The 12,472-nt window shown below is 64.6% G+C and carries 11 protein-coding genes and 1 pseudogene; 3 read left to right on the top strand and 9 right to left on the bottom strand.

Going from position 1 to position 12,472, the window contains the following annotated elements:
- The first annotated feature begins 3 nt into the window (after positions 1 to 3).
- The 3 genes from fliN (at position 4) to ACVW16_RS23045 (ending at position 3,198) form a co-directional block, all read left to right on the top strand.
- Entirely contained in the window at positions 4 to 354 is a 351-nt protein-coding gene (fliN, locus tag ACVW16_RS23055; RefSeq protein ID WP_092239456.1) for a flagellar motor switch protein FliN, read from the top strand.
- A gap of 54 nt (positions 355 to 408) precedes the next feature.
- A complete protein-coding gene (flbD, locus tag ACVW16_RS23050) occupies positions 409 to 1,791 on the top strand; it encodes a sigma-54-dependent transcriptional regulator FlbD (protein WP_456736188.1) in 1,383 nt (460 codons plus the stop codon).
- 258 nt (positions 1,792 to 2,049) lie between these two features.
- Positions 2,050 to 3,198: a M20 family metallopeptidase gene (locus tag ACVW16_RS23045; protein WP_456701392.1), complete on the top strand. Its 1,149-nt coding sequence runs from the start codon at positions 2,050 to 2,052 to the stop codon at positions 3,196 to 3,198.
- A 110-nt stretch (positions 3,199 to 3,308) separates the two neighbouring features.
- Here ACVW16_RS23045 and ACVW16_RS23040 read toward each other — a convergent pair whose 3' ends face one another.
- The 9 genes and pseudogenes from ACVW16_RS23040 to ACVW16_RS23000 all read right to left on the bottom strand — a co-directional run bounded on the left by ACVW16_RS23040 (position 3,309) and on the right by ACVW16_RS23000 (position 12,443).
- Positions 3,309 to 3,464, bottom strand: a complete 156-nt coding sequence (locus tag ACVW16_RS23040) for a hypothetical protein (RefSeq protein WP_177243026.1) — start codon at positions 3,462 to 3,464, stop codon at positions 3,309 to 3,311.
- Between the two features lie 84 nt (positions 3,465 to 3,548).
- Complete coding sequence (locus ACVW16_RS23035; RefSeq protein WP_456736189.1) at positions 3,549 to 4,130, bottom strand: flavin reductase family protein; 582 nt, start codon at positions 4,128 to 4,130, stop codon at positions 3,549 to 3,551.
- A gap of 33 nt (positions 4,131 to 4,163) precedes the next feature.
- Positions 4,164 to 5,014, bottom strand: a pseudogene (locus ACVW16_RS23030) (ATP-binding cassette domain-containing protein).
- 20 nt (positions 5,015 to 5,034) lie between these two features.
- Positions 5,035 to 5,841, bottom strand: a complete 807-nt coding sequence (locus tag ACVW16_RS23025) for an ABC transporter permease subunit (RefSeq protein WP_456736191.1) — start codon at positions 5,839 to 5,841, stop codon at positions 5,035 to 5,037.
- On the bottom strand, positions 5,838 to 7,001 hold the full coding sequence (gene ssuD, locus ACVW16_RS23020; protein ID WP_456802620.1) for an FMNH2-dependent alkanesulfonate monooxygenase: 1,164 nt from the start codon (positions 6,999 to 7,001) through the stop codon (positions 5,838 to 5,840). Before ssuD ends, ACVW16_RS23025 begins: the two co-directional genes overlap by 4 nt.
- 464 nt (positions 7,002 to 7,465) lie before the next feature.
- On the bottom strand, positions 7,466 to 8,632 hold the full coding sequence (locus tag ACVW16_RS23015; protein WP_456736192.1) for a cytochrome P450: 1,167 nt from the start codon (positions 8,630 to 8,632) through the stop codon (positions 7,466 to 7,468).
- 95 nt (positions 8,633 to 8,727) lie between these two features.
- Positions 8,728 to 9,774: a transglycosylase SLT domain-containing protein gene (locus ACVW16_RS23010; RefSeq protein WP_456736193.1), complete on the bottom strand. Its 1,047-nt coding sequence runs from the start codon at positions 9,772 to 9,774 to the stop codon at positions 8,728 to 8,730.
- A 289-nt stretch (positions 9,775 to 10,063) separates the two neighbouring features.
- Complete coding sequence (locus ACVW16_RS23005) at positions 10,064 to 10,963, bottom strand: NAD(P)/FAD-dependent oxidoreductase (protein WP_456701385.1); 900 nt, start codon at positions 10,961 to 10,963, stop codon at positions 10,064 to 10,066.
- 274 nt (positions 10,964 to 11,237) lie between these two features.
- Entirely contained in the window at positions 11,238 to 12,443 is a 1,206-nt protein-coding gene (locus ACVW16_RS23000) for an LLM class flavin-dependent oxidoreductase (RefSeq protein ID WP_456802430.1), read from the bottom strand.
- Positions 12,444 to 12,472 lie beyond the last annotated feature (29 nt).

Raw genomic sequence — 12,472 nt, 5'->3', positions numbered from 1 at the left:
GCCATGAGCGACAATGACGGACAGGTCCCGCTGCCCGACCTCAACGGACCGCTGCCGCCTGCCGGCGCCGACGTCGGCTACAACGAGGACGAATATGCCTCGCGCGTCGCCGCCGACCTGGAAGCCGTCTTCGACGTGCCGGTGCAGGTTTCGGCCGTGCTCGGCCGCTCCAAGATGGATGTCGGCGAGCTGCTGAAGCTCGGACCCGGCACCGTGCTCGAGCTCGACCGCCGCGTCGGCGAGGCCATCGACATCTACGTCAACAACAAGCTCGTCGCTCGCGGCGAGGTCGTGCTGGTCGAGGACAAGCTCGGCGTCACCATGACGGAAATCATCAGGACCGAACGCGGCTAAGGCACGCATAAAGAATGACGCGCGGCAGCGCGAACAGACGGACAGGAGACTGACATGCGGCTTCTCATCGTTGGCACATTGAAGGGCCAGCTCACCACCGCCACCAAGATAGCGATGGAGAACGGCGCCACCGTGACCCACGCCGAGGATCACGAGCAGGCGATGCGCGTGTTGCGCGGCGGCAAGGGCGCCGACCTCCTGCTGGTCGACGTCGCCCTCGATATCCGCGACCTCGTCATGCGGCTCGAGGCCGAGCACATCCACGCGCCGATCGTCGCCTGCGGCATCACCAACGACGCCCGCGCGGCGGTCGCCGCGATCCACGCCGGCGCAAAGGAGTATATCCCGCTGCCGCCGGAGCCGGAGCTGATCGCAGCCGTGCTGGCGGCCGTGGCCAATGATTCTCGCGAGCTGGTCTATCGCGACGAAGCCATGGCGCGGGTCATCAAGCTCGCCCAGCAGATCGCAGGTTCCGACGCCTCGGTGATGATCACCGGCGAATCCGGAACGGGTAAGGAAGTGCTGGCCCGCTATGTCCACGCTCGTTCGGCGCGCGCCAAGCGGCCTTTCATCTCGATCAACTGCGCCGCCATCCCCGAGCACCTTCTGGAATCCGAGCTGTTCGGCCATGAGAAGGGTGCCTTCACCGGCGCGATCGCCCGCCGCATCGGCAAGTTCGAGGAGGCGACCGGCGGCACGCTGCTGCTGGACGAAATCTCCGAGATGGATGTGCGCCTGCAGTCGAAGCTCTTGCGTGCCATCCAGGAGCGGGTGATCGACCGCGTCGGCGGCACCAGGCCGGTGCCGGTCGACATTCGGATCATCGCGACCTCGAACCGCAATCTGGCGGATGCCGTGCGCGAAGGTACGTTCCGCGAGGACCTGCTGTTCCGGCTCAACGTCGTCAACCTGAAGATCCCGCCGCTGCGCGAGCGGCCCGCCGACGTCATGGAACTGGCCCAGCATTTCGTGAGGAAATATGCCGAGGCCAACGGCGTGCCGATGCGCCCCATCTCGAGTGAGGCCAAACGCGTGCTCTCCGCCAACCGCTGGCAGGGCAACGTCCGCGAGCTCGAAAACACCATGCACCGCTCCGTGCTGATGGCGCAGGGCGACGAGATCGGACCCGATGCGATCCTGACGCCTGACGGCGACCGCCTCGACCTCGCCAGGACGGCACCGGCGGTGGCGCATGCCACCATGGCCGCCGAACAGGTAACGCGCGCGCTCGTCGGGCGCACCGTCGCCGACGTCGAGCGCGACCTGATCCTGGAGACGCTCAAACACTGCCTCGGCAACCGGACCCATGCCGCCAACATCCTGGGCATCTCGATCCGCACGCTGCGCAACAAGCTCAACGAATATGCCGACGGCGGCATTCCGATCACCCCGGCGGGCGCGCCGGGCGAGTATCCGCGGATACCGATGGGGGCGTAATCGGCTGTCATATTGATCGAGAGAATGCGAATGCCCGGGCTCAGTCCCGGGCATTTTTGTTTCGGAGGCCACGCTGCCAACCTCTGCGAGCGCAGCGAAGCAATCCAGACTGCCACCGCAGCTACGCTCTGGATTGCTTCGCTGCGCTCGCAATGAAGGGTTGGGAGAGCTTGCCGCATAACGGGAGCGCGTTACGTGACTAGGCCATGACGACACCCGGCCCTATAACCGCTCGCGAGAACCCACGCGAGGAAACACATGTCTGAGGCTCAAATCACGGAATGGCTGGCATCGCAGCGGCAGGCCATGATCGATCTGCTACGCGACGTCGTGAACATCGATTCCGGCTCCTATGACAAGGAAGGCGTCGATGCGGTCGGTGCGCGGTTCGAGCAGCATTTCTCCGAGCACGGCATTCCGTTCCGACGCGAGAGCCACGATCGTTTCGGCGATGCCATCCATGCCGAGGTAGCAAAACCCGGCAGCAACGAGAAGCCGGTACTGTTGATGGGGCATCGCGACACCGTCTTCTCCAAGGGCGAGGCCGGACGCCGCCCGTTCACGATTCACGACAAGCGCGCCTACGGGCCCGGCGTCGCCGACATGAAGGCCGGCGTCGTGATGAACGTCTTCGTCGCCACCGCCTTCCACAAATTCGGCGGCAACCCGCATCCGATCAAGCTGCTGATCACCTCGGACGAGGAGATCGGATCGCCCTCGTCGCGGCCGGTGATCGAACGCGAGGGGCGCTCTGCACGCGCCGTGTTCAATTCCGAGCCGGGCCGCCCGACGGGTAACGTCGTCACCAGCCGCAAGGGCGGGATCTTCATGCATGTGGCCGTCAGCGGCAAGGCGGCGCATTCCGGTGCCAATTTCGCCGCGGGCATCAGTGCGATCGGCGAGCTCGCACACAAGATCATCCAGATCCATGCGCTGACCGACCTCACCAAGGGTATCACGCTCAATGTCGGCCTGATCTCGGGCGGCCAGTCGGTCAACACGACCGCGCCTTACGCGGAGGGCCAGATCGACATGCGCTATGTCGATCCGAAGGATCGCGCCACCGTCATGGCCGAGATCGACAGGATCATCGCGACGCCTTACGTGCCGGGCACCAGCGCGACGCTGACGATCAGGGGCGAGTTCGTGCCGGTCGTGCAGAGCGAGAGCTCGAAGGCGCTGTTCGAGACTTATCAGGCCGCGGCCAGGCAGGCCGGCCTCACCACGCTGCAAGGCGAATTCTCCGGCGGCTGCGCCGATTCCGGCTTCACCGCCGCGGTGGGAACGCCGACCATCTGCGGAGTCGGACCGGTGGGCGGGCTTGCGCATTCGCCGGAGGAATATCTCGAGCTTGACAGCATCGTGCCGCGCGCCCAGGCGCTGGCGCTCGCGATTTTGAAGGGATAGTCAGCCCTGCACTCCGTCATGCCCGGGCTTGTCCCGGGCATCCATGTCTCTCTCCAATCGCGGTTGCGCGTGGACGGCCGGGTCAAGCCCGGCCATGACGAGGATAGACCCTACGAATAACTCGGCGCGTCCGGCTTCCGGAAAATGTGGATGGGATCGCCGGGCACGAACGGCTGGCCGCGGAACATCGCATAGGCATAGAGCGCGAGATAGACGATCGCCAGCGCGCCGACGGCATAGAAAGCCCAGGTCCCGACGCGCTTCATCTTTCCGCTCCATTGCTTCCCGCGGGAAAGCTCAGGGGCGGTTCTAGAGCGATGGGGAAGAAAAGACCAGCCTGAGCGCGGCGATCAAACGCCGCGGCGGCTGCGTGCGGGAACGCTGACCTCGGCGAGCCTCGCGACGTCCTCGTCCTGATCCACCGCCACATACTGGCCGTGCCAATAAGCGAGCGCGGCGCTGCGCACCGAGTTCTTGATAATCCTGACGCGACCGATGACGATGCCGTGCGAATGTCGCTCGATGATGTCCTCGACCTCGCAATCGACCGATGACAATGCGCCGACCAGCAGCGGCACGCCGGAAACGGCCGTGATCCATTGGCTGCCTGCAAATCGATCCGCACCCTTCAGGCCACCCTTCCCCGCGAAGCGCTCGGCGACATCGAGCTGATCGGCGGCGAGGATGTTCACGCCGAAGGCGCCGTAGCGGCGGATCAGCGGGAAGGACGAGGCATCGCGATTGATGCTGACCAGCAGCGTCGGCGGATCAATCGAGAGCGAGGTCACCGAGGTGACCGTCATGCCCGTGATGTCCTTGCCCCGCCCGGCCGTGATGACGCTGACGCCGCCGGTGAGGCGGCGCATGGCGCCGCGGAAATCGGCGGACGAGACGGGGATTTCGGTCATGAGCTCGCGAGGGACTACATTCATGGCATGCTGCCCAAGTGGGGCTTCCCCCTCTATCTAGGTACGATCGTCCGCGGACAAAAGGTGGCTCAGGATCGAGCCTTCGAGACCTGCGAGCTCGGCCGAACCCCGCACCCTCGGCCTGCTGGCATTAACCATGACGTCGTGGGCGATCCGGCCCTCCTCGATCACCAGCACCCGGTCGGCCAGCGCGACGGCTTCGCAGACATCGTGGGTCACCAGGATCGCCGTAAAGCCCTGGTCGCGCCAGACGCGCTCCAGAAGCCGCTGCATCGAGATGCGGGTGAGTGCATCCAGCGCGCCGAGCGGCTCGTCGAAAGCAAGCACGCGGGGACGGGAGACCAGCGCGCGCGCGAGCGCGACGCGCTGCTTCTGGCCGCCCGACAGCAGTGATGGCCACTGCTCGCGCTTGTCGACGAGCCCCACCTCGGTGAGCGCCTTCTCCGCGCGCGACTGCGCGTCATCGGAGGCGCGATCGCGGCCGAGACCGACCTCGACGTTGGAGAGCACGCGTGCCCAGGGCAGCAGCCGCGGCTCCTGGAACATCACGCGGATGTCTGCGGCCCGCGCACGTCGGCGCCAAAACTGATGCTGCCGGCGTCGATCTTCTCCAGGCCGGCGATGAGGCGCAGCAGCGTGCTCTTGCCGCAGCCGCTCTTGCCGACGATCGCGACGAACTGGCCCGCCGGGATGTGCAGATCGATGCCGCGCAGCACCTCGTTGTTGCCGAAGGATTTGCGCAAGCCCCGGATGCTCAGCGGCAGGCCGCTTGCCTGAACTCGGCGTTCTTCTTGCCGCTCCTCGCGCGCCACGCGGGCGTGAGGCGCGAATTTGGCAGCAATGGCGAGCTCGGTCTCGGGAAGGATCGTACGAAACGCTGTCTGCATGTGAGTCCCAATATTTCTGCTCAATTTCTCTGGAAGCCGGGATGCCAGGCGAGCGTCGCCCGCTCCAGCACACGGGAGGCGCTGTCGGCGAGCTTGCCGAGCAGGGCGTAGATCAGGATCGAGAGCACGACGACGTCGATCAGCATGAACTCGCGCGCCTGCATCGCCATGTAGCCGAGGCCCGAGGACGCCGCGATGGTCTCGGCGACGATCAGCGTCAGCCACATGATGCCGAGCGCGAAACGGATGCCGACGAAGATCGACGGCAGCGCGCCCGGGAAGATCACGCGGCGGAAAAGCTCGCTGTCGGTCATGCCGTAGACGCGGCCCATCTCGATCAGTTGTGGATCGACGGTGCGGATGCCGTGCAGCGTGTTGAGATAGATCGGGAAGAACACGCCGAGTGCGACGAGAAACAGCTTGGCGCTCTCGTCGATGCCGAACCACAGGATGACCAGCGGGATCAGCGCCAGGTGCGGCACGTTGCGTACCATCTGCAGCGTGGTGTCGGTGAGCTTCGCCGAGAGCTGCGACAGGCCGTTGGCGAGCCCGAAAGCGAAGCCGATGCCGCCGCCGATCAGGAAGCCGATAGAGGCGCGCCAAAACGAGACCCAGATGTTGCGGCCTAGCTCACCCGACAGCAGCAGCTTCCAGCCGGCGAGCGCAACATCGCTTGGTGCCGGCAAGACGCGCACCGGCACCAAGCCGGTGACGCTCGCCATTTGCCAGAGCACGATGATCGCAAGCGGCACGATCCACTGGACCAGGCCGTCGATCCCGGGCAGGCGGAAATTGCGCGGGCGAGAATCGCTGGCGATGAGGCTCATGATTGCGACACCCGATGCTGAGGGCGGTAATCGCTGCCGACCGTTTCGCCGAAGGGACCGCCGTTGAAGTGCAACCTGGTCACGTTGCTCGGTTGCTCCAGCGAGAGCAGCGGGAAGACCAGCTCGGCGAACCGATAGGCTTCCTCCAGGTGCGGGTAGCCCGACAGGATGAAGGTATCGATACCGATGTCCTGATACTCCCTGATGCGGGCGGCCACGGTCTCGGCATCCCCGACCAGCGCCGTGCCGGCGCCCCCGCGCACAAGGCCGACGCCGGCCCACAGGTTCGGCGCGATCTCGAGCTTGTCGCGTTTGCCGCCATGAAGCTGCGCCATGCGCTGCTGACCGACCGAGTCCATCCGCGCGAAATTCTTCTGCGCGGCCGCGATGGTGTCGTCGCTGACATGCTTGATCAGCTCGTCCGCCGCGCGCCAGGCCTCTTCGTTGGTCTCGCGCACGATCACGTGGAGCCTGATGCCGAAGGAGAGCCTGCGGCCACGCGCGGCCGCGATGTCCCGGACCTTCGCGACCTTCTCGGCGACGAGTGCCGGCGGCTCGCCCCAGGTGAGATATTTGTCGACGGCGTCGACGGCAACGTCGATGCCGGCATCCGACGAGCCGCCGAAATAGAGGGGCGGCCGCGGTGACTGCAGGGGATGGAACAACAGCTTGCCGTCCTCGATGCGGATGTGCTTGCCCGCGACATTGACGGTCTTGCCCGCGAGCAGTCCGCTGTAGACGTTGAGGAACTCGCGGGTGACCTCGTAGCGCTCGTCATGACCAAGGAAGATGCCGTCGCCCCTGTTCTCGACGGGATCGCCGCCGGTGACGACGCTGACGAGTAATCGACCATTGGTGACGCGATCGAGCGTCGCGGTCATGCGCGCGGCAACGGTCGGCGATTGCAGGCCGGGGCGGACGGCGACGAGATAGCGCAGCCGCTCGGTGAACGGCGCCACTGAAGAGGCGACGATCCAGGAATCTTCGCAGGAGCGCCCGGTCGGCAACAGCACGCCGTAATAGCCGAGCTGATCGGCCGCCTGCGCGACCTGGCGCAGATAGTTGAAGTTGACTTCGCGGCCGCCGATGCCGGTGCCGAGATAGCGGCCATCGCCGTGCGTCGGCAGGAACCAGAGGATATTGCTCTTGCTCAGGGACAGGCTCCTAGCCGTAGGTCGTGCCGACGGCGGCAGCGACAATGCCGATCGACTGCGCGATGGCTGCGATAACGCGTTGAGCGATGCGTCTCATGTGGGGCCTCCATGAACGGGGAGATTGTGGCAGGATCAGATCACCTTGCGGGAATGATGGTGCGCCCTTTCGGAGCTGTCGAGACATCGGGAAAAATAGCGATGCCAGCACTGCGCGTGCGGCGACGCGCATGATTAATCTTTCAAAGGGCGAAGCGAATGAGGATGGAATTTTTCTGCACGCGGATGTGAAGACCGCGCGCTCTTGACCTCAGACGCGTGGCGCGGAGCGAAAATGCGAAAACAACCCCATGCACAGTAGCCGGCCGTCCGACGACGATCGCTTACGAATTATCCGAAATGAATTTGACCCGTCGGGCAAAACAGGAGTAGGATGGCATTGTGGAGGCGTGCAGCTGGAAGGCGCTGCCCGACTATTGCAGCCATGTCACCGGCAGATTCTGCAGGCCGCGGAACGCCCAGCCGCCGATCCGCACCGGCTCGTCATCGGCGAGCTCGATCTGCCTGGCGCGCGCGAACAGCGTCGGCAGCGCGACGTCCGCGATCATCGCGCGCGACGCCCAGGCACCGGCGCAGAAATGCGGTCCGGCGCCGAAGGCGACGCTCTTCGAGGTATCACGCCGCACGTCGAATTCGTCGGCGCGCTCGAAATGCTTCTCGTCGCGGTTGGCGGAGCCGAACATCAGGAACACGCGCTCGTCGAGCTCGAACGAAATGTCGCGGATGGTCCACGGCTTTGCGATGCGCCGCGGCGACATGCCGATCGGCGAAATCCAGCGGGCGTACTCTTCGAACGCCTGCAGCCATGTCACCTCGCCCTCGCGCACGAGATCGAGCTGCGCGGGATGCGTCAGCAACGCCCACACCGTGCCGGCGATCGCCTTGCGCGGTTCGTTCTGGCCGCCCGAGATCGCGAGCTTGACATTCGCGCGCACGCTCTCCATCGGCATGCCGGAGGCGAGGAGAACGCCAAGGATGCTCTGGTCGGGATGTTTGCGCGTCACCGGCAGGATATCGTCGATCGCGGCATCGATTGCCGATGTCGCGGCGCGGCAGCGCGCCTCGACCGCGGCATCGCCGCCGTAATTGGCGATGCCCTCGATCATGGCCTGCGACCAGGCATCCATGTCGGCAAAGCCGATATTGGTGAGGCCGGTGATCGACTTCAGGCATTCGCCTGAAAACGGCAGCGCGAAGTCGTGCATGAGGTCGATGCGCCCAGGCGCGATCGCATCGATGATGCGGTCGGCATGGGCCTGGAACAGCGCGGTCCAGTGCGCCTTCACCGTCTTGGGCGACACCGCCGGAAACATCGCGCGCCGCTCGACCTGATGCGCCTCGCCGTCCTTGCGCATCATGTTGTGGCCCATCAGCCGGTTCATCAGGCCGGCCGGCTGATGCGAGGAGAACACATCGACTTGCTTCTCTGAAATCGAGATATCGTCTCGGCCGGTCAAAAGCGTCGAGCCGAGCTGCGGCACGAACGCGATCGGCGCTTCCTTGCGCATTTTCGCAAGCATCGGATAGGGGTCGGCCCAGAACGCGACGGGGTCGATGTCGATGCGCGGCGCAGTGCTCAAGGCGGTCTCCCCTGGATGGCTTTGGGGCGAGATTAGCGAACTCAGCCGCCCGCGTCTGTCCCTGGCGATCGGGACTGACGACAGTCACGACGAAATTACTGGTTTGTCGCCGCAGCGGCGGTCGCCACGTATTTCGTGTAGAATTCGGCGACCCGGCTGCGCCACATGCCGACGAACGCCTCTGAAGTCACGTTGTCCACCGATTTCCAGGTGCGCTTGAATGCCGGAAGTGCGTTGCCCCAGATCGCACGCTTGCACCACCTCTCGCCCTTCTCCTTGCCTTCGCTGGTGGCGCACATCGATTTCCAGGCGGTGCGAGCGGGCCGGCTGATGTGCTCAGCGGCGCCTTCCCAGCCCTGCTGATGGATCAGGTAAAGATCGCTCATGTCCGGCTTCCGGTGCGTGATCCACTCGAACTGGATGCCTTCGGTAATGATCTTGTAGGCGGCAGCAACGGCGTTGTCCCGCGGGCTGCGAATCTGCCCGAAGCCGAACTTCCCGAACTCGTATTGGCTCAGCTGAAACAGGCCGATATACGAGCCGGTACGTTGATTGGGGTTGAAGCCGGATTCGATCTTGGCAACCGCCATCATGAAATTGACGTCGAGACCAAACGCGTCGGAAGCGCGCTTGATCTCTTCGGCGGGCGTTCCGACCGGAATGTCCTTGAACGCACGCAACACGATCTCCGCCGGCTTCTCGGCGGGCGGTAGTTCGGACCAGACGTAGTAGATCAGATAACGGAAATCCTGCGTCGACGCCGGTTTCGGAGCAGCGTCGGATCCATCGCGTGCTGCCGGCAGCGGCTGGACGATATCCTGTCCCAGCGACGCCAATTTCGGCGCGACGGCATTATCGGCGCTTTCGGCTCCGGCGCTCGACGGCGTTGAACCAGCCGGGGTCACCGAGCCAAGCTCTGCTCTTTCTGCCCGAAGCGCTGCTGCAAGTCTTTGCGATGCCTCGGCGTACAACGCAGGCGTCACCATCTCCGCCGGGGCCGCCATGCTCGCGGGAGCCGTCACGTTCGCTGCCGCTTCCGGCATGACTTCAGGCACTGTCGCGGCCGGTCTGTTTCCGCCGGCCAGATAAAGTCCCACGGATGCGATAACAGCCATGATGCAGCCGGTCTGCCAAACCTTCATTGCCCGAAGTCCACGGATGGCTTCTGTATGAAGGCTATTCGCATGTCCTGCGGCCTGTGGTTGAGTCCTCTTCGTAGAACCTTATGGTTTAAATGTGGTGAACGTGAGAAGGCTTTCGGGCTCCCCAATCATCGGACATGTCCCGCCTTGGGTCTCCCGGCCCCATCTCCCACCTCCTTAGGTTCAGGACGTACGGATGGGCCAACAGGCCGGCTCAGTTCTGCGGGGCGATGCCGAGCCGGGTTGGGGCTTTCGATGTTCGATCTTCCCGCGAGCGGCGAGGTGCGCCTCAGCGCGGATTGGGCGGCAACGTCTTGTGAATGTGAGTGGCTGCGATGGCCGCGTGACCGGTCCCGACCGCAATCTGGTGCAGGTCCGACACGACATCGCCTGCCGCATAGATGCCCGGCACAGTCGTCTGCTGATGCGCGTCGACGTCGAGACATCCCGCATCGTTGCTCTGCGCCCCGAGCCGGGTTGCGAGGATCGAGCCCGCCTTGCAGCCGAGCGCCGGATAAAGAACGTCAACCGCAACGTCGCCGTCGTCGCAAGAGACGACGATGCCCCGCTGTTCGATGCGCAATCCGGAACCAGCGCAGACCAGCTTGATCCCTGATGCGCGCAGATCATGCTCATCGAGAGCGTCGTCAGCCGAAGGCACGAAAGCAACTTCGCGCGAGTAGCTACGCAGGAACTTGGCCTTGTTCACGGCGCCGCTGCCGGCACCATAAACGCCGATGCGCTTGTCGGCAGCCTCGAACCCGTCGCAAACGGGGCAATAGCGGATCAGTCCCAGATGCACCGCTTCGTCGTGCCCTTCGATCGCCGGCTCGAGATCGACGATGCCCGTGGCCAGCAGAACGGTCCGCGCCCTTGCCGTGCCACCCTCGAAGCTGGCCTCGAAGAACTCGCCGTTCCGGTCGAGACCGTCCACGCGGGCATTGATGAGGGAGATGCTGTAGGAGGAAGCCTGCTTCCTCAGCAAAACCAGGAGTTCATGGCCGGAGACGCCTGAGGGAAATCCGGGGTAGTTGCGGCTCCTCGGTATCCATTCCGCCCGGCTGCGGCCGGCATCGAAGACCGTGACGGACCTGTTGTAGCGCGCCAGATAAAGCGCGGCTGTCAGCCCGGCCGGCCCGCCTCCGATGACGAGGCAATCGAGAACGTCTGGTTTGCAAGAGGGCGTCATGGGCACCTTAGTTCCGGGCTAGGGCTCACGACGCCAAGGCCGCGCTCACCTCGCTATCAAACGTTCAGCGCTTTGCTCGTTCCTCGGACCAGGTGTGACCGAAGGGCCGTCTGCGAGGTCGCGGACGTCGAAGGAGCCTAGTTCAGGCAAGGGGATTTGGCTGGAAGTCAGCAATGACGGGGCGGCTCCCCGAGTCCCGCGTCTACGCAGCAGCGCAGCGTGACACGGTGCGCTTCCGAGCCTGTGGCCCCCATGTCGGCGCAGCGGGAGCGCCCTACCCCGCCGCGGCCTTCACCGGCGCAACGTTGATCGCGAGCTTGCCGTAGCGGTCGGTAAAGGCGTCGGTGTCGATCTCTTCCAGCTCGATCTCGCCGCTCATCACGCTTCTCTTCCAGGCCGCCTGGTCGGGATCGTTCTGGAACTCCGGCATCACCTCGCGGCCGAACAGCTCCAGCGATTCGCAGATGTGCTCGTGGCTGTTCTTGCCCGCTTGATTGAGCAGGATGACCTGGTCGATATGCGACGATTGAAAGCGCTTCAGCTTCCTGCGGATCGTCTCGGGCGAGCCGATCAGACCACCGCGCAAGGCCGCCTCCTGCGCCTCCGGATTGTCGCGCTTCCATTTGTTGTATTCGTCCCACATGTTGACAGTGTAGGGCGCGGGACGCTGGCGGTTCTGCGAGGCGCCGTAGAAACGCAGCGCGAACTGGAAGAAGGTGGCGCCGTCGGCACGCTCGCGAGCCTCTTCATCCGTCCTGGCGCACATGAAGAACGACACCAGCGCCATGTTCGGATTGATCTCGTAATCGGCGAGCTTGGTGAGCCGCTTCGTCATTGCGTTGTAGTAGGCATGCACCCAGGCATGGGCGGCATCGGCGCTGACGAACTGGAAGCCGAGCGCGCCGAAACCGTGGCGACCCGCCCGCTCGATGGTCGGCAGCTGCGAGCAGGCCATCCACAGCGGCGGATGCGGCTTCTGCACCGGCTTCGGCACTACATTGCGCAAGGGGATGTCGAAATATTTGCCGTGATGCTCGCTTCCCGCGTCCTTGAACATCGGGAAGATCGCGGCGACGGCTTCCTCGAACACTTCCTTCTTGGTTTCCATGTCCCGGCCGAACGGCGTCAGCTCGGTGATCGAGGCGCTCTCGCCCATGCCGAATTCGCAGCGGCCGTTGGAGAGCAGATCGAGCACTGCGACACGCTCGGCGACGCGCGCGGGATGGTTGGTCGTGAGCTGGAGGATGCCGTGGCCGAGCCGGATGTTTTTGGTGCGCTGGCTCGCGGCGGCGAGGAAGGATTCCGGCGAGGGCGAATGCGAATATTCCTTGAGGAAGTGATGTTCGACGACCCAGGCGTGGTCGTAGCCGAGACGGTCTGCGAGTTCCATCTGCGAGAGCGCATTCTGGTAAAGGGCGAGTTCGTCGCCGGCGACCCAGGGCCGCGGCAACTGCAGCTCATAGAAGATGCCGAACTTCATGGCGCCACTCCCCGCTTGTTCGTTTCTCG

It is taken from the genome of Bradyrhizobium sp. USDA 4474, from assembly GCF_054057515.1.
Note: the sequence above shows the minus strand (reverse complement) of the source record. Positions and strands in the feature narration are given on the sequence as shown.